This is a genomic window from Acidimicrobiales bacterium, assembly GCA_035547835.1.
Classification (GTDB): Bacteria; Actinomycetota; Acidimicrobiia; order Acidimicrobiales; family Iamiaceae; genus DASZTW01.
The window spans coordinates 41207-67913 of the sequence record DASZTW010000015.1 but is presented as its reverse complement, the minus strand read 5'-3'; the positions used below and the strand labels follow the sequence as shown (position 1 = coordinate 67913).

Genomic DNA, 26707 nt, shown 5'->3' with positions numbered 1-26707 from the left:
CGTCAGCTGTGGAAGAACTGGATCAGCCGAGCCAGATCGGTCATCGACCCGACAAACGGCACGTCGGGATTCGCCGCGATCTGGTTGAAGAGCTGGACGAACTGATCGACCATCGGATCCAGCGCAGGGTTCAGCGCAGCAAGCGCCTCGAGGTTGTCGCTGACCTTCTGGATCGCCTCGGTGCCACTCGACCCGGCCTCCGCGCAACCCGACGTGATGGCTGACGCCAGCTGCGCCATCTGCGAAGTCTTCGTGAACGTGCCCGTGGCGGTGGCCGCCACCCCGCACACCAACGGCATCCCGGTGTTGGTGGCGAAGGCGCCGGTCGCCAGCAGGCCACCGAGCACCGCCACCCGTGGCGGCACGGTGGTCGAGGGCGCGGGCGTGTAACCGCCTCCACTCCCCGTGCCGGTATCGCCAGACGAAGGCGGCTCGGCCACCTCCCCGTCCGATGCCGGGGCGCTCGACGACCCGGTCCCGAGATCGGAGGGCGCCAGACCGCCACCATCGCCCGCACCGGACCCCAGCCCCGACCCGTCGTCGCTGGGCGCGACGGTCGGCGCCGCAGGCGACCCTGCCGGCGCGCCGCCGGTCGGCGGCTGCTCGTTGCCGAGCGACGGCGGCACCACCTGCAGGGCCGAGGAGTCGGCGGGGTTCGGGTTCTTGCCCGCCATCACGACGACGGCGAAGACCCCGAACGCGACCAGCACGGCGATCACGCCGTAGCGCACCAGCCGCTGGCGAGCCGGTCCCCGGCTGCCCTGCGCAGCTGCGCTCATGAGGAGCCTCCAGGTCCGCTCGGCGGCACGTTCGACGACAACGTCGAGCCGAGGCGAGCACGCAGCGCGGTCCACTGGTTGAGCCGCGAGCTGCACAGTGCGACGAGACCCGCGCCCACGAGGATCCAGTAGAAGCCCGACGTGTCGACCAGTGGCCACGCCACCCGCCGCACTGGCTGCATGTCCTGGTTCGCGGCGGGTGCGCCCGGGTTCGTGCCACCCGAACTGGGCGTGGAGCCGGCGCCGGTGTCCGGCAGCGAGTCGTCGACGCTGGGGAGGGCGTCGCCGCCTCCCGAAGTGGGAGCGGTGCCGGTGGCGTTCTCGGAGGGGACCGCCGGGCCGAGACCGGCGCCCGAGTCGAACGGCGACAACTCACCGGGCGGCACCACCGTGGCCGACGCCTGGCCGAGCGTGAGCTGCACCGTGACCAGGCCGAGCGGGTCGGGCATCGTCGTCTGATAGCTGATCTGCACGCCCGCCGAGGTGACCGAGTTGGCGGTCTCGGTCTTGGGCGCATAACGGATGCTCATCCCGTTGCCGCCCAGCTTCTCGGTGAGGGCCGACAAGTCCACCGGCAACAGCGGCTTGCCCGCCAGCGTGAGGCCCTTGTCGGTCAGACCCAGCTCGACGCCCGCTATGTCGATCGTGCCGACCGACAGCGACGACACCTTCTTGGGCGCAGCTTTCGGGTTGGCGGGGTCGTACGTGACGTTGGCGGTTCCGCTGATCCTGCCGAGCGCGATGAGCTGGTTGAGCCGGATCGGCGCGATCTCGGTGTCGGCTTCGGCGACCATCAGCCCTGTGGTCGGATCGAGGTGCGCGTCGGCGTGCGACGTGGCCGACACGACCTGCGGCGACGCCGTTGCCAGGCCGAGCCGGGCATCGGCGGTCGACCGGTTCGGGTCGCTGGTGGCCTGGATCGAGTACGGACCGATTTCCTCACCGGCCTTCGGCGTGGTCGGGTCCGACGACGACACAGCGAACGGATACGAGGGCGCGGGCGGTGCCTGACCCGCGGCGAGGCCGTTCACCGTCGACGGAAGGCTCACCACGAGCGAACCCGGATTCGGCGCGGACGCGAACCCCTGCGAACCAGCGGAATCCAACGTGGCCTGTGCGCTGGACGGCGACGCGGAGGTCACCTCGCCGTTGGGAATCGCAGGGAGCGCCGCGGCCGAGATCAACAGCTGCACGGAGTCGGCACGGGCGCTGATGCTGTAGGGGCCGGACGGCGCGGCCGCGGTGTCCGATGACGGTGGCGTCTGGGCCGACACTCTGCCGGCAGTTGTCAACCCGAGGACGCCGATGGCCACGGCGACGAGGCCGGCGAAGCGCAGGATCCGGGCGCGGCGGGTGCGGTTCACCGCTCCCCCAGGTACGACGCGGCGATGGCCTGGCTCTCGAGCTCGTCGGGCTCTCCCGCGAACGTGATGCGGCCCTTGCCGACGATGTAGACGTAGTCGGCGAGGTCGAGTGCGCGGGCGACGTACTGCTCGACCAACAGCAGCGACGTGCCGGCGTCGGCCAGCTTGCGGAGGTAGTCGAAGATCTCGTCGACCACGAGCGGCGCCAGGCCCATCGACACTTCGTCGAGGAGCACCACCTCCGGCTCCGCGAGGTACGCGTGCGCGAGGGCCAGCATCTGCTGCTCGCCGCCGCTCATCGTGCCCGCCGTCTGGTCGAGGCGGTCGATGAGCTTCGGGAACACCGCACGGACCGCGTCAACGGTCGACGCGTCGAGGTCGCGGGGAGCTTGCAGGCGAAGGTTGTCGCGCACCGACAGCGTCGGGAAGATGCCCCTGCCCTCGGGCACATGGCACACGCCGAGCGCCGCGAGCTCGTGCGGTGGCCGCCGGGTGACATCTTGCCCATCGACCAGGATCTCGCCGCTGGTCGGGTGGAGCAGACCCGACGCGACCTTCAACAACGTCGTCTTGCCGGCGCCGTTGGGACCGAGCACCGCCACCACCGAGTGGTCGGGGACCACGATCGACACGTCACGCAGCACGTCGTGGCCGTCGTAGCCGGCGCAGATGTCACGCAGCTCGAGCATCAGACGTGCACCGCCCCCGTCGCCCCGACAGCGACCTCCGAGTCGTCGTCGATCGGCTCAACCGCCTCGCTGCCGAGATACGCCGCCTTCACCATCTCGTTGGACAACACATCGGCAGTGGCGCCGCGGTAGATGAGCTTCCCGAAGTCGAGCACGTACGCGCTGGTGCACACGGCGCGCACGAGCGCGATGTCGTGCTCGACCAACAAGATCCCGGTGCCGTGCTCGTCGACGATCGCGTGCAGGATCGACGCGAACTGCTCGGTCTCCGCGACGTCGAGGCCCGAGGAGGGCTCGTCGAGCAACAAGAAGCGGAACGGGGTGGCCATCGCGCGGGCCAGCTCGACGAGCCGGCGCTGACCGGTGGAGAGCTCGTTGACCGAGTGGTCGGCCAACTCGCGCAGCCCGCAGCGGTCGATGGCGAGCTCGGCACGCCGACGCGTCTCGGTGCGTTCGCGACGGCTGGCCACGAGGTGGCTCCAGACGTGGCGACCCGACGCGAACAGCTCGGGACCCATCGCCACGTTCTCGCGGACGGTCATCGTGTCGAACAGTTGGATGAGCTGGAACGTGCGCCCGAGACCGCGCTGTGCGCGCGCGGCCGGGCCCAGGCCGTCGAGCACGGTCTCACCCAGACGGACCGATCCTTGTGCGTTGGACAACGCGCCGGTCATGGCGTTGAACGCCGTGGTCTTGCCGGCGCCGTTGGGTCCGATGAGGCCGGTGATCGCGTCGCCAGGAGCCTCGAGCGTCAGCCCATCGACGGCGAGGAGGCCGCCGAAGCGCACCCGGATGTCGGTCGCGGACAGGTCGGCCGTCATGGCGTCGCCGCCGTGTTGGGGGTGGCCACGGGGTTGGTGGCGCCGGCCGGCGCGAGCAGCCGCGACGCGCCCAGCGGCGCGGCCCGGTCGCGCTCGTGGGCCCGGGCGGTCTCGAACCAGCGCTTGCGGAGCGCGTCGACCACGCCCATCGCCACCGCGATGGCCAGACCCCCGAAGATCACTTGCGTCCAGGGCTGGGTGTTCGCGCCGGTGCTGTAGCTGGGACCGACCACGTACGCGGCCGCGGCGATGAACGCGGACAGCACCGGGCGGCGCCCCGCCATGAACAGCACTGCGATCAGCAGCACCGAGATCAGGTAGTTGTACGTGCCGCCGGTGGCCGAGCCGGTGACCGGGCCGATCAACGCTCCAGCCACACCAGCCAGGAACGCCGAGATGCAAAAGGCGAGCGTCCGAACGACGTTGACGCTCGCACCATGCGCGGCGACGGCCGTGGGCGAATCGGCGAGACCGCGCAACAGGCGACCGAGTCGCCCGCGCCGCACCGCGAGCACGAGCAGGCAACAGGCAACGGCAACCGCCAACACGAGGTAGTAGTACGCCAGGTCACCTCGGGCGAAGCTCGGCCGGTTGACCCGCTGAGTGAGCTCGCCGCCGAACATCAAGAACGTCGGGAAGAAGAGGTTCTGCACCAAGATCCCGAACCCGAACGTGGCGATCGCGAGGTAGAGACCCGACAGGCGGATCGCCGGGATCGCGATCAGCGCGCCCACCGGCACTGCCACGAGACCGGCGAACAGCAAGGCCCCGAAGAACGGCACCCCCGCGTGCTGCGCGTGTGCGAAGGCCGCCGCGCCGACGGCCGCGAACGCCATGTGTGCCAGCGAGACCTGCCCGGAGGTCCGCACCAACAAGTGGAGCGAGACGAAGATCACGACGTACGCCGCGGCCGTCGTGAACACCGGCAACCGGTTCTGGTCGAGGTGCGGGAGGACGACGAGGAAGACGCCGGCGACGAGCGAAGTCGCCGCCACCACCTGCCAGGGGAAGGGTCGGGTGGGTCGCTCCCTCCGCACGACCCGTGCACCGCGCTCCACCAAGCGGTGCCGAGGCGCCACCAGCAACACGACGAACAGCACGATGAACGGCACGTTCGAAGGGAGTGGCTGCAGGATCTGGGCGTTGACGTTGCGGGTCACGACGTCGCGGCTCACCAGGAACTTGGTGAGCTCTTGCGCGACGCCGACCGCGATGCCACCGACGTACGTGAGCGGCAAGTTGTTGAACCAGCCGATGGCCGCCGCGCCGAACGCCTGGATCACCAAGAGCGTGAGGAGCGTGGCATCGAGACCGAGTGACGGCGCCATCAGCGCGCCGGATGCCGCGGCGAAGCACGACCCGATCATCCACGCGCTCCGCCGAACTTGCGCCGGGTTGATGGCTTGGAGGCTCAACAGCGCAGGGTCATCGACGACCGCGTGCATGGCCACGCCGGTGCGAGCCGTCCGGAAGAACCAGCCCAGCCCCGCCGCGGCCGCGGCCGCCAGCACGAAAACGATGATCTGTTGGTACGAGATGCTGACGCCCAACAGGTGCACGGTCCTGGTGGGCAAGAACGGCGGCATCTGGATGGTGGCCGCGCCGTAGCGGATCATCAGCAGCCCTTGCAGCACCACCAAGAGGCCCACAGTGGCGACGACGCGGTTGGCCGTGGGCTTGTCGCCCAGCCCGAAGGCCATCCGCTCGAGCATCAGACCGCCGAGGAGGCCGGCCAGCACGAGTGCCGCCGCAGCCGCCACCGGCCATGGCCAGTGGTGGACCTTCCACAACTCCCACATGATGAAGGCCCCAACGGCCGCCTGGGTTCCGTGGGCGAAGTTGAAGACCCCCGACGTCTTGTTGGTGAGCACCAGACCGAGCGCCGCGATCGCGTAGATCGACCCGGTGCTGAGCCCGGTGACGATCGCGGCGAGGAACTGGTCCATCACGGTTGGCACACCCCGCATGGCTCCTGACCCGCGGACAACGCGGCGTCGCGCTCGATCGTCGGCCAGCCCTTGGCGGACGCCAGCGCGCACTCCGGACGGTGGAAGCGGCGCAGACCGGCGCCGGCGACCACCAGGCCGCCTCGCGCCCCGGCGCCTGCCTGGGTGTCCTCAGCCGCCGGGCCGCGGCCTGCAACGGCGACGGCGGCTCCGCTCGGCGTCGGTGCCGCTGCGACAGCAGGCGCGGGTGCGCTCGCGCCAAGTCCGGCCAGGAAGTTGCCGTCGTCGGGCAACAGCAGGACCCGCCGTTGCCCGATGGCGTAGCGTCCACGCAACAGCCAGGTGAGGTGGCCGTACGCCGCGAGCAGCAACCCGCCGACGGCGAGGATCGCCCACTTGATCTGGCCACCGAACGACGCCTCGTAGCGGGCGAGCAGCAGCGCGGCGAGCCATAGGCCGTGGCCGGCGAGTGCGACGACGAGCCAGCGCAACGCCTCGCCCGGCGCCCATGGCGACCAGGCCCGCAGGGCCTGGGCCAGTCTCGTCACGAAGCGTCGCCCTTGGCGGGCCGGGGTCGCTTCGACGCGGGCGTCGGACGCGACTGAGCCGTCGCTTTGGCGACCTTGTCGGCCGTGCCGTCGGTGCGGCGAGCCGCGCGCTTGCGAGTCGCCGAGGGTCGAGCGGTCGTCGAAGACGTGGAGTCAGGGGCGGCGGTCGCCTCGTCGACGTCGACCTCGGTGGTCTGCGCCACGGCCCCACCCCATGCCGGCTCCGGCGCCACCCCGGAGATGGGCGTGTCACGCACCATCGAGGGCTCCTCGTCGGCTGCGCCACCCGAGCCGGTCCCAGGAGCCGCCCCATCGGCCGCCGCGCCTTCGCCGCCTGATCGATCGGCGTCGCCCGCCTGCAACTCGGAAAGCCGGCGCTCGATGCGGTCGAGCTTGCGCCACTCGTCGCGCAGGTCGGCTGAGATCAGCAGGGTGGCACCGAGCGCCACCACCAGCGCGCCGCCGATGCCGCCCGACACGATGTACGGCAGCTGCTCGGCCGGATACGCCGTGTTGCTCACGCCCCTCCAACCCACGAACAGGACGATCAGCCCCAGCACCACGCACAGCCACGCCCCCGCCCGGTCGGAGTTCGCCCGCAGCCAGCGTTTCCAGTCACCCATCCCAGGCCTCCTCGACCTCGTGCCGGCGCGCTGCAGGCCTGGATGGCGGGCCGCTCAGCACTTCGGTCCCGTACCATTCGGCGCCGTCCACTGCCCTCCCTTGATCTGGATCAGGAAGTAGCAGGGCACCGCCCCCGAGCCTTGGCCGGCATGGAAGGTGAGCGGCGGCGCAAGACCATCGGCGGTGTAGCCCTTCATGGCGTCGAGGCCCGCCACGATGTCGCTCGCGGTGGGCTTCGCACCGACGTTCGCGGCGGCGTGCTGCAACATCACGCCTGACGTGAAGGCGGCGAGCCCAGCAGCCGTGAGGGGCGCGTTCGGCGCGTAGCGCGCCATGGCTTGGCGGTACTCGGCGACCCCGGGGACGCTCGTGGCGAACCACGGCGCGTTGCCGATCAGGGCCAGCAGCCCGCTCAAGTTCGAGTCGGAGGCCATCTCCGGCAGGACGGCGATGGAGGCGGCGGTGTACTGCGGGTGGAAGCCCTGCTGCGTGCAGTCACGGGCGATGCGGATGAGCGAGTTGCCTTCCGACGCGACATACAAGGCGGTGGCGCCCTTGCTCTTGGCTTGGAGGCACTCGGTGGTGAAGTTGGTCTGCGCGATGGAGATCTGCGCCGAGTAGACGATGTCGAGGCCTGGCGTCGGGTGGTCCTGGAGGTACTTGGCGCCCTGCGTGCAGCTCGGCGTCTCACCGCAGTACAGGATCGCCAACTTGTGGAAGCCGGCCTTCACGAACTCACGGCCCTGCGCGGCGCGGAAGCTGTCGGCGTCCGTGCCGGAGGGGAAGATCATCGGGCTCTGGGTCCACTGCGGGAGCGACACGTCGCCACCGACCATCGGGATGTGCTTCTGCTCGATGTACGGCTGGATGCCCGACAGCGACAACGGGATCATGTTGCCGACGAAGGCGACGGCCCCTTGTGACTCGACCATCTGCTTCGCGAGCGACAGCGCGCGCGCTGGGTCGCCACCGTCGTCGGCACTCACCAGCTTCACGGGGTGGCAGTTCAGGCCGCCCTTGGCGTTGACCCACTGCGACCACGCCTGGACCGCCTGCTGCGAGCCGGGCAGCGCGGCGCCGGCGAGGCCGGAGAACGAGCCGATGTTGCCGAGCACGATCGTCGACGCGGTACCCGTACAGGCTTTGCCACCGCTCCCCGTGGCGTTCGCGGGGCCGCCGCCGCCACCGCCCCCGCTGCCGCCGGATCCGGTGGCCGATCCGCCGCCACCGCCCGCACCTCCGCCGGTTGCTCCCGCCAGGGTGGATCCCGTGGCCGAGCTGCTTGCGCCGTCACCCGAGCCGGCAGCGCTGCCGGTACCCGAGCCGGTTCCGCCCGTGCCACCGCCGCCGCCGAGATCGCTGCCCGAACCGCCGGCTGCGGCGACGATCTTGTCGTGCGACAGGGCGGTGCCGCACCCGGCGACGAGCAGGGAGCCGACCAAGGCAAACGCGACCAGGACTCTCCGAGAGCGACGTCGGCTGTTCACGGATCTCCCCTTGCTGCTCGTGCCCGTCCGTGTGGCACCACTGGGCACGACCTTGTCCCCAGCGCGGCTTCGGCCCGCTGACCTCGACCGAGGCACCGAGCGCCTCGTCCCGTTCCCCCACGCTGAGCAGTTGCTTAGCATTTGTCCACAGTTGCAACAAGTGCACCCGCTAGATGTTTAGACATTTCTCGGGACGCGCGCAACCGCGACCGGCGCCGGTCCGCGCCGGCCCGCAAGCCAGATGACACGCCTCCGTAGCTTGGGCAGCATTGCCAGATGCCGCAGCTGACCACCGAGCTCCGCCCGTTCACGATCCAGGTTCCCGACGCGGTGCTCGACGACCTGCGTCGCCGGCTCGCCCATACTCGCCTCCCGAACCAGATCGACGGGATCGGCTGGGAGCAGGGAACCGAGCGAGAGTACTTGGTCGGCCTCCTCGACCACTGGCGCGACGGTTACGACTGGCGGGCCACCGAGCGGCGACTCAACGCGCTCGGGCAGGGGACGGTCGGCGTCGACGGCCAACAGATCCACTTCGTGCACGCGCGGTCGTCGAACCCCGGTGCCGTCCCGCTGCTCGTCACCCACGGCTGGCCCGGCTCGGTGATGGAGTTCCTCGACGTGGTGCCGTTGCTCACCGAACAGTTCCACGTCGTGGCCCCGTCGCTGCCCGGCTTCACGTTCTCGGGACCGACCTCGGAGCGGGGCTGGCACCCTCGCCGCATCGCCGATGCGCTCGCGCGGGTGATGGAGGAGCTGGGCTACGAGCGCTACGGCCTCCAAGGCGGCGACTGGGGTTCGGTCGTGTCGGCGAACGTGGCCGATCTCCACCCTGACCGCGTGGTGGGCCTCCACTTGAACTTCGTGACGGCGCTGCCGCCGGCCGACGCGCCGCCCCTGACCGCCGACGAGCAGACCGCGCTCGAAGCCGGCGCCAAGTGGCGCAAGACCGGGATGGGCTACCAGGAGGTCCAGGGCACGCGCCCGCAGTCGCTCGGGTACGCGCTCGAGGACTCACCCGCCGGGTTGGCCGGCTGGATCGCCGAGAAGTTCCGCGAGTGGAGCGACGGCGACATCGCCGAGGCGTTCACGTTCGACCGCCTGCTCGACAACATCACCGCGTACTGGGTGACCGGTACCGCCACCTCCTCACTGCGCATCTACTGGGAGATGCGCCGAGCCCGCCGCCAGGCGCTCCCCGCCGCGCGCGTCCAGGTCCCGACGGCGATCGCCGCCTTCCCTGGCGAGATCAGCTACCCGCCACGCTCGTGGGTCGAGGCGTCCTACGACGTCGTCCGGTGGACCACCCCGCTGAGGGGCGGGCACTTCGCGGCGATGGAAGCACCCGAGGTGTTCGCCGCCGACGTGCGCTCGTTCTTCTCGCAGCTGTCCTTCGGCTGAGCCGCCGTTCGCGGAGCCGGCTCAGCTGGCGGCGATGCGGTCCATGATGGGCGCGAACGTCGACTCCAACCAGCGGCCAGGGTCGTCGCCGGACACAGCGACGACCACGCCCGACACGCCGAGCTCGGCGAAGCGCCCCATGTCGCGCAGCGCAGCGTCGACGTCGCTGCCCTCCTCGAAGCCGCGGTACAGCGTGGTGATCTCGATCTCGGCGGGATCGCGACCGAGCGTCGCACAGTGATCGTGCAGCACGTCGATCTTGTGGGGGAGCTCGTCGGGCGCGCAGATGATGTTGCACGCATCCGCGTACTGGGCCACCAACCGCAGCGTCTTCCGTTCGCCGCTGCCGCCGATCATGATCCGGGGCCGCGGGGAGCTCACCGGCTCCGGCCGGCACAACGTGGCCGCGAGCTCGTAGTGCTTGCCGTCGAACGGCCCGTCGTTGTCGCTCCACATCTGGAGGCAGATCTGCAACGCTTCCTCGAGGCGCTCGAAGCGTTCCGCGGTCGGCGGGAACGGCACGCCCAACCCGAGGTGCTCACGCTCGTACCACGCCGCGCCGAGGCCGAGCTCGGCCCGGCCCCCCGACAACACGTCGAGCGTGGTGACGATCTTGGCCAGCAGCCCGGGGTGGCGGTACGTGACGCCGGTGACCAGCAGGCGGAGGCGGAGCCGCTCCGTGCACCCTGCCACGAACCCGAGGCTGGTGTAGCCCTCGAGCATCGGGTCCTCGGCCGGCGCCATCCAGTCCATCTGGAAGTAGTGGTCCATGAACGAGAACGTGCGGACGCCCACCGTCTCTGCCCGCTGCGCGAGCTCGGCCACTCCCGGCCCGATCCCCGCAGGGCCACCGGCCCAGTCGAAGCGCGACACGTGCAGATCGAGATCCATCGTTTCGTTCTACCGGCGCGCCACGTGCGAGACCGAACTCGTTGATGCAGGCATCATCAGCTGCATTGTTCTTCGCCCACGTGCTCCCGACATGAGGCGACCCCGAGCACGGCCGTTGGTGCCACGCTGTCGCCGTTGCACGGTGATCCAGCAAGCCACACGCCACCACCGATCCGCGCAGGTCCTGAGCAGGGCTGCACCTCGGCGGAGACCCGTCAAGGGCGGCCGCCGCTGAGGCCCCCCAAGACGTCGTCGAGCTGGCCGAGCAACAGATGACCGCCACCTTCGATCTCGTGCAGCTCCGCATCGGGCAAGACCCGCGCCAGGAGCCGACCGTGCTGCACCGGCACGTTGCGATCCTCGTCGCCATGCCAGACGTCGACATGGGCCGCGACCGCGCCGAGGTCGATGTCCCACGGTTTCGCGAACAGCGCGAAGTCCCGCGCCGTGGCTCTGGCGGTGGTGGGTGCCGGGTTGCGGAAGTCGTCGAGCATGGCCTCGCGGGTGGCCGGGTCGTCGCGGAGCACTTCCGCGTCCGCAGGTGCCATCACTTTGGCGAAGCGGTCGAGGATCCCCTCGGGGTTCCGGTGCGCCAGCCAAGTGGTCAGGCCGAACACCGCCCGAGCACCCGACTCCGACCACCCCGCCACCCGGCTGAACAGCCGATCCGGCGGCAACGACGGGTCTCGTGGCTTCATCGGTGCCACGCCCCCGATGGTGGCGACAGCGCGAACCTTCTCGGGGTGGCGAGCGGCCAGGGCCAGCGCGTGAGGACCACCGCCGGACAGGCCCGCGACGGCCACTCGGTCGAGCCCGAGGTGGTCGAGCAGCGCGGCGTTGTCGGCCGCGTCCGACGACAGCGTGCGCGCCGGGTCGAACGTGGACCCGCCGTAGCCGGCCCGGTCCGGCAGGATCAGGCGCACCCCGCGTGCCTGCGCCGGACCGCCGAGGCCTTGCAGTTGGCGTGACGACCCCGGCGAGCCGTGCAACGCGATGACTGGAACGCCGTCCGGGTCACCGACCTCGCGGTAACTGATCGTCCGGCCGTCAGGTAGCTGCATGTCCCCCATGGCCGGGAGCGTACCGAGGGCCGGCCTCACCCGGGCGGGCGGCTGTTTGCCGCCTCAGCAGGTGGCTGCCGCCACCCGCGCCAAGTGCGCGCCGATGTCGGCGTTGCGGCGCCGCTCGCGGATCAGGTGCTGGTCGAGCCCGTTGGTGAGGTAGACCGCGCTGATGCCCGTGTCGGGATCGGCGAACGCGAGCTGGCCGCCGGCACCGTTGTGGCCGAACGCCCGCGGCGAGGCCGCTTCGCTGAAGCCACGCTCGGTGGCGCGACCGTCGTCGCCGGCGATCACCAGGCCCAGGCTCCGGTTGGCCGGCACGCCCAGCCAGTCGGGCAGGTTGTTGCGGACGTGACCGGTGGCGTCGGCGAGCACCGCGGCGTCCCACAAGTCGCAGGGATTGTGGAGCAGACCCTGGTACACCATCGCCAGGTCCGCGGCCCGCATCACGCCACCGCCGCCCGGCACCCCGACCTCCCGTGCCGAGGGGCTGTTCAGCGTGAGCAGCGCCGCGAGCGCGACGTCGGGCGGGATGAACTGAGCCAGATCGATCGCGATCCCGAACTCCTGCTCCATCTCGGCCGGGGTCGGCTGCGCACCCACGCCGACCGCGTCGGCGATCCCGGTCTGCTGGTCGAGGGGGATCCCGAGCAACCGGGGTAGGCCGAGCGGTCCGCTCACCAGGTGCTGGATCGCATCGGTGTAGGGCTCGCCCGTCAGGGTCTCGATGATCTCGGCCAGCACCCAGTGCGCGGCGGTGGGGTGGTACACGTACGTCTCGCCCGGCGTGAGGGTGAGCCGCCAGCGACCGAACGCCTCGAGCCGACTCTCGCGGGTGCCCCACTTGTTCGGGCCCAACGGGGCCATCGGGAACCCGCCGGTGTGCAACAGCACCTGCTCGACCGTCACGACCTCCTTGCCGTTCGTGGCGAACGCGGGGACGTACGACGCGACGGTGCGGCCGACGTCGAGCGCGCCGTCGCCGATCAGCCTCCACGTCGCGGCAGCGGTCAGCACCTTGGTCGCCGAGAACGGCACGAACCGGGTCGGGGGCTCCACGCCGAACGTCTCGTCGACCACCACTTCTCCGTCGACCGCGATCGCCACCTGGCACGCCGGGAGGAGACCGTCGTCGATCTCTCGTTGCACGCGGGTGAGGAGCGCGTCGACCTGCTTCGGGTCGACGCTCGGCGGAAGGGAACGAGCCTCGGTGGTCATGGTTCGGGACCGTACCGCCTCGCCCCGGTGCGGACTCAGGCGGCGAGGTTCGCCACGGGTGTCGCGGTTCGCCCTCGCCCGCCTGCCAGCCATGGACGAACCGCGTGCGGGCCCACGTCGGACTCCCGATCACCGTCGGGGGTGCCTCCACCAAGTTCCGGGCCAACGTCGCCGGCGCCGTGGGCAAGCCCGATGGGCTGGTGGTGCCCGCCGGAGAGGAGCTCGCTCGCCCCGACCCCGGGCCCGGCCCCTGACGCGACGATCAGGGGGGTCAAGCGGGGCGCCGGGCGCTCACCACGCCAAGGTCAGATCGCGGACGTGGCGCAACCCTGGCGGGTAGACGAGCTCCTCGTGGCCCGGCTTGAGCCGGTAGTCGGGAATGCGGCGGTGCCACTCCCGCAGCGCCACGCGGAGCTCGCGTCGAGCGAGGTGCGAGCCGAGGCAGCGGTGCACGCCGCCGCCGAACGCGATGTGCCGGTTCGTCTCGCGGTCGAAGCGCACGTCGTTGGCGTCGGGGTACTCCGAGGGGTCGATGTTGGCCGCGCCGTAGGAGACCGTGATGGCCGTGCCCGCCTTCACCGGGCAGCCGTTGGGCAGCTCGGTGTCGCGGGTGGCCACCCGCGGTGACCCGAACGGCACTGGTGTCTCCCAGCGGAGCAGCTCCTCGACCGCCGCCGGGATGCAGGACGGGTCGTCGACGATCTGGCGCCGGTGGTCGGGATGCGTGGCCAAGAACGCGTACATGCACGTGAGCGTGTCGCTCACCGTGTCGAGGCCGGCGATCAGGAACAGGTACAAGATGTCGAGGACTTCCTCGCGCGACAGGCGCTCCCCGTCGACTTCGTGCTGCACGAACCTGGTGATCACGTCGTCGCTCGGATGGGCGGTGCGTTCGTCGACCAGCGCCCCGAAGTAGTCGTAGATCTGCTGGCCGGTGCGACCCATCACCTCTTGGCGCTTGTCGGCGTCGAACATCACGTCCGGGTCGACCTTCTCGGCGTGCAGGATCCCGTCGCGCAGGTCGAGGAACATGCGCAGCTCCTGTTCGGGCAGCCCCATGAGCCCGAGGAACACCGAGCTCGGCAAGATCTCCGCGAACTCCTCGGTGAAGTTGCACTCGCCCTTGTCGATGAACGTGTCGATGAGCGCGTTCGTGCGCCGCACGATGTCGGGCTCCTGCTCGTCCATCCGGCGGGGCGCGAAGAGCGGATCGAGCAATTTGCGGAACTTCGAGTGCTGCGGCGGATCGATGTTCAGCGGGATCAACGGGCGGACGTTCCCCAGCTTCATCTCGACGTGGGAGGAGAAGTCGTCGTGGTTGCGCAACACGTGTTCGCACAGCTCACGGGAGAAGGTCATGACCAGACCCTCCATGGGGGTGAGTACCCCGCCGTGTTCGATCTGGTACTGGTACATGGGCTGCGGCGACGCCATGTCGAGCAGCGCCTCCATCCCGTAGCCCGACGCGTTCGGCAACGACGCAGCTTCACTCGACACCATCGACCCCCCGGGTCTCGAGCCACGTGCACCTGTCCGGGGCGTGGCGATGTCCGCGACGGTAGCGACCTCCGGCGGTCGCGCGCCCCTCGGTCGGTCGGTGGCGGTCTCGCCGTCGTGGCCGGCCGGGTCAGGCCGCCGGCGCGGCACGCCGATCCTGCCGGGGTGTCAGCGCTCGGGCGTGACGCCCCGGAGGCTCGCAGGCAAGTCGCGGAGCACGTCGGCCACGCGGGGCAGCAAGTCGCGATAGACGCTCGTGCGGCGCCACAACATGGCGATCTCGCGGCGCGGCACCGGTTCGGCGAAGCGTCGCATGGCCAGGTCGTCGGACTCGGGGACCGGCGGTTGCATCGCCAGCTCGGGCATCAGCGTGATGCCGACGCCGGCCGCCACCATCTGGCGCAACGTCTCGAGGCTGGTCGCCCGGAAGCCGATCCGCTCCGCGGCGCCGGCGAGACGGCACACGTCGAGCGCCTGGTCGCGAAGGCAGTGCCCTTCTTCGAGCAGCAACACGTCCTGGCCGGCGAGGACAGCGGGGTCGATCGGCTCGGTCAGCTCGGCGAGCGGGTGGCCAGGAGGCGCGACCAGCACGAAGTCTTCGGTGAACAGCGGCTCGACGAGCAGTTGGTCGGCATCCACCGGCAAGGCCAACACGCCGACGTCGAGATCGCCCTCGCGCAACCGCTCGAGCAACGGTTCGGTCTTCTCCTCGACCAGCAGCAGCTCGAGACGAGGGAACTGCTCGTGCAACGTGGGCACGACGTGCGGCAGCAGGTACGGCGCCAACGTCGGGATCAACGCCAACCGGATGCTGCCGGCGTCGGGGTCCTGGGCCTGTTGGGCGATGCCGCGGATCTCGTCGGCCTGGCGCAACATCACTCGGGCGCGTTCGGCCACCCGCTCCCCCGCGTTCGTCAACAAGATGCGCCCGGGGTTGCGCTCCACCAGCTCGACGCCGAGCTCACGCTCGAGCTTCTTGATCTGGGTCGACAGCGTGGGCTGGCTGACGAACGACGCTTCTGCCGCCTTCCCAAAGTGCCGGTGGTCGCCGACGGCCACCAGATACTGCAAGTCGCGCAAGTTCACCGCCACACCCTTGGCCTCGTCAGCCGGCGGTGGCAAGCGCCGCAGGGTCGGCCGCCGCCCCGCTCGGCGCCGACGTGCGGATCAGGTGCTCGAACGCCGACAGCGCTGCCGTCGACCCGGCGCCCATGGCCACCACGATCTGCTTGAACGGCACGGTCGTGCAGTCGCCCGCGGCGAACACACCGGGCGCCGACGTGCGACCGTGCTCGTCGATCACGATCTCGCCGCGCTCGGTGAGGTCGATCGCCCCATCGAGCCATTCGGTGTTGGGCAGCAGGCCGATCTGCACGAACACGCCCTCGACCCCGAGGTCGCGGGGCTCGCCGCTTCCGACGGCCTCGTACGCCAGCCCCGTGACCGCGGTGCCGTCGCCCACCACGCCGGTCGTCCGTGCGCCGAGGATCACCTCGGCGTTCGGCAGGCTGTTCAGCTTGCGCTGGAGCACGTCGTCGGCGCGGAGCCGCTCGTCGAACTCGAGCAACGTCACGCGCGACACCACGCCAGCCAGGTCGATGGCGGCCTCGACACCCGAGTTGCCGCCGCCGATCACGGCCACGCGCTTGCCTTTGAACAGCGGGCCGTCGCAGTGGGGGCAGTACGTCACGCCCTTGTTGCGGTGTTCGGCCTCGCCTGGCACCCCGAGCTGTCGCCACCGCGCGCCGGTCGACAAGATGACCGTGCGGGCCTCCAGCGTGGCGCCACTGTCGAGCACCACCCGGGCCAGGCCGCCAGGCCCGGCCGCCGGCTCGAGGCGGGTCGCCCGCTGCAAGTCGATGACCTCGACGTCGTGCTCCTTGACGTGCCGCTGAAGCGCGGCGGCGAGGGCGGGACCATCGGTGGCCGGCACCGACACGAAGTTCTCGATCGACATGGTGTCGAGCACTTGGCCACCCAACCGCTCGGCGAGCAGACCGGTGCGGATGCCCTTGCGCGCGGCGTAGATCGCGGCGGCCGCGCCGGCGGGCCCGCCACCCACGATGAGCACATCGAACGGCTCCATCGCTTCGAGCTCGCGGGCGCGACGCTCGGCTGCACCGCTGTCGAGCCGGGCGACGATCTGGTCGAGGGTCATGCGCCCCTGGTCGAACAACTCGCCGTTGCAGAACACCGTGGGGACGGCCATCACGTGGCGCTCGTCGACCTCGTGTTGGAAGGCGGCGCCGTCGATGGCGATGTGGCGGATGCGGGGGTTGACGACGCTCATCGAGTTGAGCGCCTGCACCACGTCGGGGCAGTTCTGGCACGTCGTGGAGAAGTACGTCTCGAACACGAGGTCGGTGTCGATGGCACGGACCTGGTCCAGCACTTCGTCGGCAGCAGTCGACGGGTGTCCACCCACTTGCAAGATGGCCAGCACGAGCGAGGTGAGCTCGTGGCCGACCGGCAGCCCGGCGAACGCCACCTCGACGTCGGTGCCGGAGCGCCGGACTGCGAAAGACGGGGTCCGGTCGGGTGCGGTGTCGTCCTCGACGACCTCCACCAGATCTGACGTCGACGCGATCTGGTCGAGCAGGCTGCGGAGATCGGTCGAGCGCGCGGTCTCGTCGAAGCGCGCCACCAGCTCGACGGGGGTCGAGATCTTGGCGAAGTGGCCTTCGAGCTGTGCGAGCAGGTTCGGGTCGAGCACGGGAACTCCAGAGACAGGTCGAGCGTCGGTTGGCAGGCGTCGGTGATCGCGCTCGTGCAGGTGGTCGGGGCGGGCCGGGCGGTGTGCCCTGCCCGCCCGCACCTGACGATCAGATCTTGCCGACGAGGTCGAGCGAGGGAGCGAGCGTCGCGTCGCCCTCTTCCCACTTGGCCGGGCAGACCTCGTTGGGGTGGTCAGCCACGTACTGCGCGGCCTTCACCTTGCGGAGCAGCTCGGCGGCGTTGCGCCCGACCCCTTCGGGCGTCACCTCTACGAGCTGGATCACCCCGTTCGGGTCGATGAGGAACGTCGCACGGTCGGCCAGGCCTTGGCCCTCGCGCATCACCTCGAAGTTGCGGGTGAGCTGGCCGGTCGGGTCACCCACCATGAGGTACTCGATCTTGGCGATGGTGTCGGAGCTGTCGTGCCACGCCTTGTGCGTGAAGTGGGTGTCGGTGGAGACCGAGTAGATCTCGACGCCGAGCTTCTTGAACTCGTCGTAGCGGTCGGCCAGGTCGCCGAGCTCGGTCGGACAGACGAACGTGAAGTCAGCCGGGTAGAAGAACACGATCGACCACTTGTCCTGAAGGTCCGCGTCGGTGACGTCGACGAACGAACCGTTGTGGAACGCGGTGGCCTCGAAGGGCTTGAGCTTGGTGTTGATCAGTGACATGCCGTACGCACCTCTGGGCGATCCGATGGGGGAACGATTGCGATAGTCATTGTAGATAGCAAAAGGCTATTTCGATAGTGTCTGTCGATTGATTGGGCCGATCGCGCCGATAGACGAGGTCGATCCGTCGCCGCGCCTACGGTTGGCGCATGACCGCGGACCACGCACCGCTCACCGACGAGCTCGTCAACCGGGTCACCTGGGCCATCCCGAACGCGCTGGTGCTGGTGGGCTCCCGGGCGGGCGCCGAGCGAAACGCGATGACCACCAGCTGGATCAGCCAGCTGGCCATGGAGCCGGTGCTGATCGGCGTCAGCGTCGAGGCCACTGCGCTCACCCATCGCCTCATCGCCGACGGCGGCTCGTTCACGGTGAACTTGTGGGACGCCGGGTCCACCAAGGTCTTCGTGAAGTTCTCGAAGCCGGCTGTCGACGGCGGCGCCACGCTGAACGGCTGGGCGGTCCACGACGCGCCGAGCGGCGCGCCCGTGTTCGACGACGCCGTCGCCTGGCTCGACTGCACGGTGCGCCAACGCGTCGACTTCGCCAGCCACACCCTGTTCGTGGGGGAAGTCACCGCCGCGGCGCTCGTGGATCCCGACGCGACGGTCGCGTCGATGGCCGACACCCGGATGAAGTACGGCGGCGTGAGGCGCCACTGACCTGCCGAGCCCGAGGAGGCGTTGTGGAGCTGTCCGAAGCGATGCGAACCAACGGAGCGGTGCGGAAGTTCACCGCCGAGACGGTGTCGCCCGACGTGCTGTACCGGATCCTCGATCACGCTCGGTTCGCGCCGAGCGGCGGCAACCAGCAGGGCTGGCACGTCACGGTGATCCGCGACCCGCAGCTGCGGCGCCAGCTCGCCGATCTCAGCGCCACCACGTGGAGGCGCTACCTGACGGAGCAGGCGTCGGGCTACCGGGCGTACAGCGCGACCGACCCGGCACCGGTCAACCTCCCCGAGGTCCCGAACCTCCCCACGCACGCCATGTTGGACGACATCGAGAACGTGCCCGAGGTGTTGGTGGTGTCCACCGATCTGCGCACGCTCGCGGTGATGGACCGCGACCTCGACCGGATCTCGATCATCGGGGGCGCGTCGATCTACCCGTTCGTGCAGAACCTGCTGCTCGCGGCCCGGGCCGAGGGCCTCGGCAGCGTGTTGACGACCTTCCTCGCCGCGTCGGAGCACGAGGCCCGTCCCCTCCTGCACCTGCCCGCCGACCACGCGCTGGTGGCACTGATCGGCCTCGGCACACCGGTCAAGCGCGCCACGCGGCTGTCACGCCGGCCGGTCGAGGCGTTCACCACCATCGACCACGTCGACGGCCCTCCCCTGAGCCCTCCGCTGGTGTCACCGCGATGAGTTCTCCTCCGCGGCTGCGTCTCCACCGACGACAGTTGGGGACAGGAGGCGGCCGTGGAGGAGCGCGCCGACGCCACGATCATCGTGGTCGCGGACGGCGACTGCGACTTCGCGCGCTGGCTGGTCGAGGGCGTCGAGCCAGCTGACCTCGCGGTCGTCGACCGTCTGGCGCGCCTGCAGCTCGCCGCCCGGCGCGTCGGCCTCACGATCCAGGTCCGCGAGCCAAGCGGGAAGCTACGTGGCCTCCTCGATCTGGTCGGCCTCGACCGCGTGCTGTCGTCCGCGTCGACGCCCCAGCCCGACGAGGCGACGATCAGCCCTCCGGCTCGAGGTACGTCGGCAGGCCCATCGCCGGGAACAGCTCCGGATACAAGAAGTGGTGCAAGCCAGTGATCGCCCCGCCCTCGGTCTCGATGACCTGGATGGCGAACGGGTGGTGGCCACCGCGCTCGTCACGTTTGTAGGCCCCGAACCCGCGTCGCCCGTTGACCGAGATCGGCACCAGACGTGACCCCTCGCATGCGGCTCCCTGCCCGCGGTACCAGCGACTGATGTCGGGCGTCCCTCGCAGCCACAACGCGAACGGCGGCATGGTCATGGTGGCGTCCTCACGGACCAAGGACACCAGCGCCGGGATGTCGTAGGCCTCGAACGCCGCGAGATACCGGCCCAGCAACCGCTCGTGCTCGGCGTCGAGCGCCACCGGCGGCGCCGCGAGCAGATCGTCGCCCGAGAGCGTGGCCCGCGCGCGCTGCAGCGCACTGTTCACCGATGCCACCGAGGTGTCGAGAAGCTCGGCCACCTCGTCGGCCTTCCAGTGCAACACCTCGCGCAGCACGAGGACCGCCCGTTGGCGAGGCGGGAGCTTCTGCAGCGCAGCGATGAACGCCAGGCGGATCGACTCGCGCGCTTCCACCGCCGCGGCCGGGTCGCCGTCTCCGGCCAACACCTTGGCGTCGGCGATCGGCTGCACCCATGCGTGCTCGGGCACGTGCGGCCCGAGCGGCGACTCGGCCGACACGGCGGGACCCATGTCCATGGGTCGGGCACGGCGCTGCGGGCCCCGGAGCATGTCGAGGCACACGTTGGTGGCGATCCGATACAGCCACGACCGCACCGACGACCGGCCCTCGAACGAGTCGTAGCCCTTCCAGGCCTTGACCATCGTCTCCTGGACGGCATCCTCTGCTTCGAACCCGGACCCCAGCATCCGGTAGCAGTAGCCGGTGAGCTCCCTCCGGTAGGTCTCGAACTCGGGCTGGAGGTCGCCGGCGGGCCGGTCGGCGACGGAACTGGCGCGACGTCGTGGCACGGGCTTCACGCTAGTGGTGGGTCGCCGGACGGCGAGCGGGGTCGGCGCAGAATCCGTTGCTGGGACAGGAACTCCGGCCCGTGCCGTCGTACCCATCTGCCATGAGCGAACCGTCCGCGTCGCGCCGGCGTCTCCTCCAGGCGGGCAGCGCGCTTGCCATCGGGGGCTTCGCCGGATCGTTCAACCGCCGCCACCCGGCCGTGGCCGCCACCCTCGATGGCAACCGCGTCGCCGCCCGCGCACGGGTGACCCGACACGCCGGCTCGCGGCCGCATCCCGACCGGGCGGTCGGCACCCCCGACCCCTCCCTGCCGTTCGACCACATCGTGATCGTGATGCAGGAGAACCACTCCTTCGACAACTACTTCGGCATGCTGCCGGTACGGGGCCAGCCGGCCGCCGACGGCTTCCGGTTCGACCATTTCGGGCGGGCGCTCGACGTGAACCCGGTGCAGCCCGGACAGCCGGCCAGGGGCTACATCCGATCGTTCCGCAACGACGGGCCGTGCCAGGAAGACGGCATCACGCAGGCCTGGAACGCCACGCACCACCAGATCGACGGCGGGCGGATGGACGGGTTCATCGCCACCAGCGGGCCACCCGCGATGAGCTACCTCGACGAGCCTGACATCCCCTTCTATTACTCGCTCGCCAAGACGTTCACGCTGGCCAACCGGTGGTTCTGCTCGGCGCCGTGCCAGACGTATCCGAACCGGCGCTTCCTCATGGCGGGCACGGCGTACGGCCTGGTGTCAACCGACGTCGGCAGCATCTTGGATCCGCCGCCACCGAACGGCACCATCTGGGACCGGCTGAGCGCCGCGGGGTTGTCCTGGCGCAACTACTTCACCGACCTGCCGTCCACCGGGATCATCGCCAACACCATCGAGCGGCACCCGCTCAACTTGGCGCCGCTTGCGCAGTTCCACGCCGACTGCGCAGCCGGCACGCTTCCCGCGGTCTCGCTGGTCGACCCCGACTTCAACGCCGGTGCCACGGTGCTCGGCGAAGCTCAATCGTTGCCGGGCGTCGACGACGTGGCGAAGGCGCTCGGGCCAGGGCTGGCCGGGGTCCTCGACTTCGTTCGTGCGCAAGGCGCCAGCGAGGAGAACCCCGATCACGTGACGTTCGGCGAAGCGTTCGTCCACGGCGTGGTGCAGTCGGTCCTGCACGGGCCGGCCTGGCACCGCACGCTGCTGGTGTGGACGTACGACGAGCACGGTGGTTACTACGACCACGTGCCGCCGCCGGCCGCGATCGTGCCAGACAAGATCCGGCCGGTCCTCCAGCCCACCGACGTGCAGGGCAACTACGACATCTATGGGCCCCGCGTGCCCGCGGTGGTCGTGTCGCCGTACTCACGCCCGCACGGGGTCACCAACGAGGTGTACGACCACACGTCGATCCTGGCCACGATCGAGGCCAAGTGGAACTTGCCGGCGCTGACCGCTCGCGACGCCAACGCCAACACCCTGGCGGGGTTCCTCGGCTCGACACCTCGGCTGTTGCGGCCGCCGAAGCTGGCCGCACCCGCGGATCTCGTGGCCGGCGACCTCGACTGCCAGCGCACCCAGCACCCGCCCGTGATCTCGTCGCCGACCGCGCCGTTCCCGGCCGGCCACACCGCCGAGGCGGGCAAGCGTGCCACCCTCCCCGCACCGCTCAGCCCGCTGGGCGCGGTCACCGAGGCGACCACCGAGGTCCTCGGCAAGCTCGGCTTCTGACCCGCCCCGACCCAGCCACCCACGACCCGGAACGGTGGGCCGGGATCGGCGGGCGGTGGGTCAGAGGGGTCGGGTGTGGCGGCGACGTCGACTGGCCAGCACCAGCGCGGCGGCCAGCAGCACCGCGCCGACGACCAGGCGCCAGGTGTCGTCGGACCCCGTGCGCGCCAGCTGCCCGCCGGAGCGCCGGCCGGCCGATGAGCCGGCCGCGTGGCGGGCGCCCGACGCGGCGCTCGGGGTCACCTCCGCAGCGGACACTTCCGCCCGTACCGCGGGAGCAGCGCCGACCACCGGGAACACCACGCTCGAGGGGTGCTGCGGGTCGTCGAGCAGCGTCACCAAGCCTTGTGCGGGCAGCGTGTCGGTCACGGTCGAGATCGCGTGCGGGAAATCGCTCGGCGCCACCGTGATCCGCAGCTGATGGCCTGCGGGGACCACCGCGCTGGTGGGGAACACCTCCACCGGCAGCAACGTCGGCGTGTTCGCGGGCACCGCTCGTTGCGACGCTTTCGTGAACGGGTGCCACGGTTGGATCGACTGGCCGTCGAGCAGCCGCGCACGGCCCGGTACCACCGCGCGGAACGACGCGTCGAGCAGGCCGTTCGTGAGCCCCCGGCTGGTGCCGTCCGGCGCGACGTCGCTCACCGCGACGGACACCACGCCACTGCCGGCCCGCGTCTTCAACCAGATGTCGGCCTCGATCGGACCGTTGATCGACAACGGCTTGGTCAGCACCGGCGACGTGTACGTCAATGCGCCGAGCTCGCCGAGCCGGTTGTCGGTCGGGCACGGCGTCCCGCTCAACGCGCCGATCAGCCACTGGTTCGTGGAGCGCGAGCACATCCCCACCACCGGGATCGCCACCATCGACCGGTCCTTGCCCGCCGTGGCCGGGGCGACGGTGTCCGTGCTGCCGGAGCCGTGGAGGTACCAGCGGCTGGCCTGCAGGTCGTGACGCGGCCAGTCCGAGGAGATCTCGAAGCGATCGTGGCCGGCGCCTCGCACGTACTGGGTGACGCGCGGCATGCACTCGACGTGGGCCGACGCCATCCCCAACAAGTGGCCGTCGAACCAGCGCAACGCCAGGTAGTCGAGGTCGGGGATCCCGCTCGCGGCGAGGTCCTGCTTCGAGGTCGTGCCCACGTCGCCGTGCGTCCAAGGACCGATCAGCAGCCGCGCATCGGCGTGGCGGTTCACTGCCTCGTACAGCAACGGCTCGCCGCGCTGGAAGATGTCATCGAGGCCGCCCACCACGAACGTGGGCACGTTCGACTTCGCGTTGATCGTGTTGATCGGCGAGCGGACCTGCCAGAACGGCCCGTCGTAGGCCGGTGCGCTGCCCAAGACGGCCTCCAACGAAGTCGGAACTTGGAACTGTGTGGCGCCGGCGAGGTGGTCGAGCAACGCCTGCAACGCCGCCGCCGGATCGGTTTGCAGACCCGCCGGCACGGCACCGAGCACCGACACCAGCCCCAACCACAACGGGATGAACGCGGCGTTGACCTGGCCCCCGGAGAGCACGACGTCGCGGTAGGCGTCGGCCATCGGCACCATCGCGAACGACGCCTTCACCCGCGGATCGTGCTGGTTCTGCACGAAGAACTGGTCGAGTCCCATGTAGCTGCCGCCGTACGTGCCGATGTCGCCGGCCCATGGTTGCGCCTCGATCCACCGCAGCACGTCGCCGTAGTCGGCTTGCGTGCGGGCGCTCCACGCGTCCCACTCCCCGCCGGATTCGCCCGTGCCACGGTCGTCGACCACCACCGCGGCGTAGCCGTGGCGGATCAACAGCCCCGACGCGGTGGAGAACAGCCCACTCTCGAGGCCCTTGTTGTAACCAGTGATGGTGAGCAGGACCGGCAGCTTGCCTGGCTCCCTCACCCCCGATGCGTCGGCCGGCAGGTACACGTCCGCGCTGAGCCGCACTCCATCGCTGGTCATGATCGGTTGGTCGACCAGGTGCACTTGGCCGGGCCACTTCGCGAGCCGGTCGTACGCCGTCCACTTCGACCCACAGGTCGACGCGCTCGAAGCCTGACCCGCCGATTCGACGGCGGGCACCCGGCGGGCGTCGGTGTCGCGGGTGCTGGCCGTCGCCGGCACCGCCACGAGGGTCCCGACTCCGACCAGCACGATCATGAACAGGCCCAAGAGTCGTCGGTGCATGGGCTCGAACCGTACAAATCGTCACGTCATCGCACCCAACCCGCCGCCCTCCCACCCCGTCGGGCCCCACCCGTTCAGGGTGGTCTCGCCGCCCGCCGACGTCGTGTCCGGATGTGACGAGTCAACCAGTCACCGCATTCGGTAGAGATGGATCCATGACCCAGTACTCCGCGGTCCGCACCACCGGGATCTACTGCCGTCCGGGATGCCCGGCCCGCCCGGATCCCCGCAACGTCCGCCACTTCGACCAACCTGCTGCAGCCGAGGCGGCCGGCTTCCGGGCCTGTCTCCGCTGCCGGCCGTACCGGACGGCACCCGGCGTCAGCTGGTCCGGCCCCGAGCTGGTCTGCCGCGCGGTGCAGCTCGTGCTCGACGGCGCGCTCGACCACGGCAACGAAGACGGCCTGGGCGCCCGTATCGGCGTGTCCGCCCGCCACCTGCGGCGCCTCTTCCACGAGCACGTGGGCGCCACACCCGACCAGCTCGCACGCTCCCGCCGCACCCATTTCGCCCGCCGGCTGCTCGACGACACCGACCTGACCGTCACCGACATCGCCCACGCCGCTGGCTTCGGCAGCGTGCGCCAGCTCAACCGGGCGTGCGTCGAGATCTTCTGCGCGACGCCGCGCGAGCTGCGAGCGCGGCGCCGCCGCGCCGACCGCCTGGTGGCCGACGGCGGTCTCGCCCTCCGCCTCCCGCATCCCGGCGAGCTCGACTGGCCGACCGTCCTCGCGTTCCTCGCACCGCGCGCCATCCCCGGGGTGGAGCACGTCGACCTCACGGCGGCGACGTACCGCCGCACGATCGAGGTCGACGGCGACGCCGGCGTCCTCGAGCTGCAACCGTGCGACGACGAGCACCTCCTGCTTCGATTGCACTTGCCGCACTGGGAGGAGCTGATCCACCTGGTCCAGCGTGCGCGTCGCATCGTGAACCTCGACCTCGACCTTCACGCCGCACGGGTGCACCTCGCCGGCGATCCGCTCCTCGGCCCGCTCGTGCGCGCGCACCCCGGCCGCGCCGTGCCGGGCACGTGGGACCCGTTCGAGACCGGCGTGCGGGCCATCGCCGGCCAGCAGGTGAGCGTGGCCGGCGCGACCACGCTCACGGGCAGGATCGCGACCGAGCTCGGCCGGCCCGTGCCCGGTCTCGAACCGCTCGGCCTGACCCATCTGTTCCCCTCCGCCGACTGCCTCGCCGGCACCGACTTGTCGGGTCTCGGGTTCACCGCGGCGCGCGCTTCGGCGATCGCCGGGTTCGCCACCGCCGTCCGCGACGACCGCATCCGCTTGGACCGCAGCGCGCCGCTCGACGAGTTCGTCGCCTCCGTCACGGCCGTCGCGGGGCTCGGCCCGTGGACGGCGCACTACCTCGCCTACCGCCTCGGCGAGCCCGACGCCTTCCCTGCCGGCGACCTCGGCCTGCGCCGGGCGGTCACCCCGCCGGGGGCGGAGCGGATGGCGACCGAGCGCGACCTCACCGCGCGCGCCGACAGTTGGCGCCCGTGGCGCGCGCTTGCCGCGACCCACTTGTGGACATCGGCTGCGGCTGCGCCGACGGCTGCGCTCCGCCCGGCGAGCTGACCCACCTGTCAGCCGGCGGCGCGGCGCGCTGGGCGGAGGCCCGCCTCAGCCACGCTGCTGACGGCCGCGGCGCGCGACGGACTCGAATCCAGGCACTGCCGGACCCTCGAGGTCGCGGGCGGCGTCGCCGCTGACGACCGGCTCTTGCGTTCAGGTGGACGATGGGGCGAGCAGCGCGTACGCCACGAACTTGCGCAACATGTCGGCGGTCTGGTGGCGACCTCGGTGCGGGAACACCGGGTTCAACAGCCCGAGGTGCACACCGATCAGCCACTCGGTCGCCTCGGCGAGCGTGATGTCGTGACGGAGCGCACCGCGGGCGTCGATGCGGGCGAGGAAGGGCGCGACCAGCGGCTCGGCCAGCGCGACGAGCGCTTCGGGACCGCCGCCGACCCGGGCGACGGCGGCCGCGGCACCTTGGCGCTGAAGGGCCTGGAACCACGGCTCGGCACGCACGGCTTCGGCGTGGCGGAGCAGCCCCTCGACGATCCAGTCGGCAGGGTCGCCGTCTTCGTCGACGCGGTCTTCGAGCGCGGCCGCGATGGCTGACGAGCGTCCCACCAAGACGGTGCGGACGAGCTCGTCCTTGTCGGCCACGTAGCGGTAGACGGTGGCGCGCGAGCAGCCGGCGAGACGCGCCACTTCATCGACCCGGACCGCGAGCGGCCCGTCGCTGGCGATGATCTGGGCGGTGGCCGCGATGAGCCTCGACCGCAGGTCGTCGTCGGTCGCGACGGCTTCACCGGTGTCGGCGGAGTTCGCCGTTGTGGGGGGCACGTCGCCATGTTACGTTCGCGCCTGAGACAAATTCACGACTTGTCTTAGGCGGCGAGCCGGCCGGTGA

25 protein-coding genes are annotated in these 26707 nt (G+C 70.7%); 7 read left to right on the top strand and 18 right to left on the bottom strand.

Translation table 11 applies throughout. The features are described 5' to 3' along the window. Nucleotides 1-2: 2 nt before the first annotated feature. Genes VHA73_12015 through VHA73_11980 form a run of 8 tightly spaced genes read right to left on the bottom strand, consistent with a single transcriptional unit; the run spans nt 3 to nt 8258 of the window. Nucleotides 3-779: a hypothetical protein gene (locus VHA73_12015; protein ID HVX18749.1), complete on the bottom strand. Its 777-nt coding sequence runs from the start codon at nt 777-779 to the stop codon at nt 3-5. Continuing rightward, nucleotides 776-2143, bottom strand: a complete 1368-nt coding sequence (locus VHA73_12010) for a hypothetical protein (protein HVX18748.1) — start codon at nt 2141-2143, stop codon at nt 776-778. Before VHA73_12010 ends, VHA73_12015 begins: the two co-directional genes overlap by 4 nt. After that, entirely contained in the window at nt 2140-2832 is a 693-nt protein-coding gene (locus tag VHA73_12005) for an ABC transporter ATP-binding protein (protein HVX18747.1), read from the bottom strand. The genes VHA73_12010 and VHA73_12005 overlap by 4 nt, the downstream gene beginning before the upstream one ends. Continuing rightward, complete coding sequence (locus VHA73_12000) at nt 2832-3653, bottom strand: ATP-binding cassette domain-containing protein (protein HVX18746.1); 822 nt, start codon at nt 3651-3653, stop codon at nt 2832-2834. The genes VHA73_12005 and VHA73_12000 overlap by 1 nt, the downstream gene beginning before the upstream one ends. Then, nucleotides 3650-5620 carry an ABC transporter permease gene (locus VHA73_11995; GenBank protein HVX18745.1) on the bottom strand — a complete coding sequence of 657 codons (1971 nt, stop codon included), beginning with the start codon at nt 5618-5620 and terminating at the stop codon, nt 3650-3652. Before VHA73_11995 ends, VHA73_12000 begins: the two co-directional genes overlap by 4 nt. Then, nucleotides 5599-6147 (bottom strand): hypothetical protein, encoded by a 549-nt coding sequence (locus VHA73_11990; protein ID HVX18744.1) that lies wholly within the window; start codon nt 6145-6147, stop codon nt 5599-5601. The genes VHA73_11995 and VHA73_11990 overlap by 22 nt, the downstream gene beginning before the upstream one ends. Next, nucleotides 6144-6770: a hypothetical protein gene (locus VHA73_11985; GenBank protein ID HVX18743.1), complete on the bottom strand. Its 627-nt coding sequence runs from the start codon at nt 6768-6770 to the stop codon at nt 6144-6146. Before VHA73_11985 ends, VHA73_11990 begins: the two co-directional genes overlap by 4 nt. A gap of 54 nt (nt 6771-6824) precedes the next feature. Next, nucleotides 6825-8258: an ABC transporter substrate-binding protein gene (locus VHA73_11980; GenBank protein ID HVX18742.1), complete on the bottom strand. Its 1434-nt coding sequence runs from the start codon at nt 8256-8258 to the stop codon at nt 6825-6827. 276 nt (nt 8259-8534) lie between these two features. On the opposite strand from VHA73_11980, the gene VHA73_11975 reads away from it, so the two are divergent. Next, entirely contained in the window at nt 8535-9659 is a 1125-nt protein-coding gene (locus VHA73_11975; protein HVX18741.1) for an epoxide hydrolase, read from the top strand. A gap of 21 nt (nt 9660-9680) precedes the next feature. Here the strand turns inward: VHA73_11975 and VHA73_11970 are convergent, their stop codons facing one another. The 3 genes from VHA73_11970 to VHA73_11960 all read right to left on the bottom strand — a co-directional run bounded on the left by VHA73_11970 (nt 9681) and on the right by VHA73_11960 (nt 12829). Further along, nucleotides 9681-10550, bottom strand: a complete 870-nt coding sequence (locus VHA73_11970; protein HVX18740.1) for an LLM class F420-dependent oxidoreductase — start codon at nt 10548-10550, stop codon at nt 9681-9683. Nucleotides 10551-10765: 215 nt separating this feature from the next. Continuing rightward, the gene (locus VHA73_11965; GenBank protein ID HVX18739.1) at nt 10766-11620 is read right to left on the bottom strand and encodes an alpha/beta hydrolase; all 855 of its coding nucleotides are present in this window, start codon (nt 11618-11620) and stop codon (nt 10766-10768) included. Nucleotides 11621-11674: 54 nt separating this feature from the next. Further along, the gene (locus tag VHA73_11960) at nt 11675-12829 is read right to left on the bottom strand and encodes a serine hydrolase domain-containing protein (protein ID HVX18738.1); all 1155 of its coding nucleotides are present in this window, start codon (nt 12827-12829) and stop codon (nt 11675-11677) included. A gap of 104 nt (nt 12830-12933) precedes the next feature. Between VHA73_11960 and VHA73_11955 the strand changes: the two genes are divergently transcribed. Further along, nucleotides 12934-13083, top strand: a complete 150-nt coding sequence (locus VHA73_11955; GenBank protein HVX18737.1) for a hypothetical protein — start codon at nt 12934-12936, stop codon at nt 13081-13083. Between the two features lie 37 nt (nt 13084-13120). Here the strand turns inward: VHA73_11955 and VHA73_11950 are convergent, their stop codons facing one another. The 4 genes from VHA73_11950 to ahpC all read right to left on the bottom strand — a co-directional run bounded on the left by VHA73_11950 (nt 13121) and on the right by ahpC (nt 17712). Beyond that, a complete protein-coding gene (locus VHA73_11950) occupies nt 13121-14305 on the bottom strand; it encodes a cytochrome P450 (protein HVX18736.1) in 1185 nt (394 codons plus the stop codon). 189 nt (nt 14306-14494) lie between these two features. Continuing rightward, on the bottom strand, nt 14495-15448 hold the full coding sequence (locus tag VHA73_11945; protein ID HVX18735.1) for a LysR substrate-binding domain-containing protein: 954 nt from the start codon (nt 15446-15448) through the stop codon (nt 14495-14497). Continuing rightward, complete coding sequence (gene ahpF / locus VHA73_11940) at nt 15432-17039, bottom strand: alkyl hydroperoxide reductase subunit F (GenBank protein ID HVX18734.1); 1608 nt, start codon at nt 17037-17039, stop codon at nt 15432-15434. The genes VHA73_11945 and ahpF overlap by 17 nt, the downstream gene beginning before the upstream one ends. Nucleotides 17040-17148: 109 nt before the next feature. Then, the gene (ahpC, locus tag VHA73_11935; protein HVX18733.1) at nt 17149-17712 is read right to left on the bottom strand and encodes an alkyl hydroperoxide reductase subunit C; all 564 of its coding nucleotides are present in this window, start codon (nt 17710-17712) and stop codon (nt 17149-17151) included. A 149-nt stretch (nt 17713-17861) separates the two neighbouring features. On the opposite strand from ahpC, the gene VHA73_11930 reads away from it, so the two are divergent. From VHA73_11930 to VHA73_11920, 3 genes are read left to right on the top strand one after another with little or no spacing between them, the layout of a single operon-like run. Next, on the top strand, nt 17862-18374 hold the full coding sequence (locus VHA73_11930) for a flavin reductase family protein (GenBank protein ID HVX18732.1): 513 nt from the start codon (nt 17862-17864) through the stop codon (nt 18372-18374). A gap of 23 nt (nt 18375-18397) precedes the next feature. Next, nucleotides 18398-19078, top strand: coding sequence for a nitroreductase family protein (locus tag VHA73_11925; protein ID HVX18731.1), 681 nt, complete (start codon nt 18398-18400; stop codon nt 19076-19078). 54 nt (nt 19079-19132) lie between these two features. Beyond that, complete coding sequence (locus VHA73_11920; protein ID HVX18730.1) at nt 19133-19471, top strand: hypothetical protein; 339 nt, start codon at nt 19133-19135, stop codon at nt 19469-19471. On the opposite strand, the gene VHA73_11915 is transcribed toward VHA73_11920, so the two are convergent. Further along, complete coding sequence (locus VHA73_11915) at nt 19392-20390, bottom strand: sigma-70 family RNA polymerase sigma factor (protein ID HVX18729.1); 999 nt, start codon at nt 20388-20390, stop codon at nt 19392-19394. The genes VHA73_11920 and VHA73_11915 overlap by 80 nt on opposite strands. A 101-nt stretch (nt 20391-20491) precedes the next feature. Between VHA73_11915 and VHA73_11910 the strand changes: the two genes are divergently transcribed. Then, complete coding sequence (locus VHA73_11910) at nt 20492-22114, top strand: alkaline phosphatase family protein (protein ID HVX18728.1); 1623 nt, start codon at nt 20492-20494, stop codon at nt 22112-22114. Between the two features lie 60 nt (nt 22115-22174). On the opposite strand, the gene VHA73_11905 is transcribed toward VHA73_11910, so the two are convergent. Next, nucleotides 22175-24280 (bottom strand): CocE/NonD family hydrolase, encoded by a 2106-nt coding sequence (locus VHA73_11905; protein ID HVX18727.1) that lies wholly within the window; start codon nt 24278-24280, stop codon nt 22175-22177. A 155-nt stretch (nt 24281-24435) separates the two neighbouring features. Between VHA73_11905 and VHA73_11900 the strand changes: the two genes are divergently transcribed. Beyond that, nucleotides 24436-25863 carry an AlkA N-terminal domain-containing protein gene (locus VHA73_11900; GenBank protein HVX18726.1) on the top strand — a complete coding sequence of 476 codons (1428 nt, stop codon included), beginning with the start codon at nt 24436-24438 and terminating at the stop codon, nt 25861-25863. A 150-nt stretch (nt 25864-26013) separates the two neighbouring features. On the opposite strand, the gene VHA73_11895 is transcribed toward VHA73_11900, so the two are convergent. Further along, nucleotides 26014-26640, bottom strand: coding sequence for a TetR/AcrR family transcriptional regulator (locus tag VHA73_11895; GenBank protein ID HVX18725.1), 627 nt, complete (start codon nt 26638-26640; stop codon nt 26014-26016). Nucleotides 26641-26707 lie beyond the last annotated feature (67 nt).

Coding starts and splice junctions, on each gene's coding strand:
- VHA73_12015 (HVX18749.1), bottom strand. CDS start 779: ATGAGCGCAGCTGCGCAGGGCAGCCGGGGACCGGCTCGCCAGCGGCTG.
- VHA73_11900 (HVX18726.1), top strand. CDS start 24,436: ATGACCCAGTACTCCGCGGTCCGCACCACCGGGATCTACTGCCGTCCG.
- VHA73_11960 (HVX18738.1), bottom strand. CDS start 12,829: ATGACCACCGAGGCTCGTTCCCTTCCGCCGAGCGTCGACCCGAAGCAG.
- VHA73_11905 (HVX18727.1), bottom strand. CDS start 24,280: ATGCACCGACGACTCTTGGGCCTGTTCATGATCGTGCTGGTCGGAGTC.
- VHA73_11975 (HVX18741.1), top strand. CDS start 8,535: ATGCCGCAGCTGACCACCGAGCTCCGCCCGTTCACGATCCAGGTTCCC.
- VHA73_11995 (HVX18745.1), bottom strand. CDS start 5,620: ATGCGGGGTGTGCCAACCGTGATGGACCAGTTCCTCGCCGCGATCGTC.
- VHA73_11985 (HVX18743.1), bottom strand. CDS start 6,770: ATGGGTGACTGGAAACGCTGGCTGCGGGCGAACTCCGACCGGGCGGGG.
- VHA73_11965 (HVX18739.1), bottom strand. CDS start 11,620: ATGGGGGACATGCAGCTACCTGACGGCCGGACGATCAGTTACCGCGAG.
- VHA73_11930 (HVX18732.1), top strand. CDS start 17,862: ATGACCGCGGACCACGCACCGCTCACCGACGAGCTCGTCAACCGGGTC.
- VHA73_11970 (HVX18740.1), bottom strand. CDS start 10,550: ATGGATCTCGATCTGCACGTGTCGCGCTTCGACTGGGCCGGTGGCCCT.
- ahpC (HVX18733.1), bottom strand. CDS start 17,712: ATGTCACTGATCAACACCAAGCTCAAGCCCTTCGAGGCCACCGCGTTC.
- VHA73_11910 (HVX18728.1), top strand. CDS start 20,492: ATGAGCGAACCGTCCGCGTCGCGCCGGCGTCTCCTCCAGGCGGGCAGC.
- VHA73_12000 (HVX18746.1), bottom strand. CDS start 3,653: ATGACGGCCGACCTGTCCGCGACCGACATCCGGGTGCGCTTCGGCGGC.
- VHA73_12005 (HVX18747.1), bottom strand. CDS start 2,832: ATGCTCGAGCTGCGTGACATCTGCGCCGGCTACGACGGCCACGACGTG.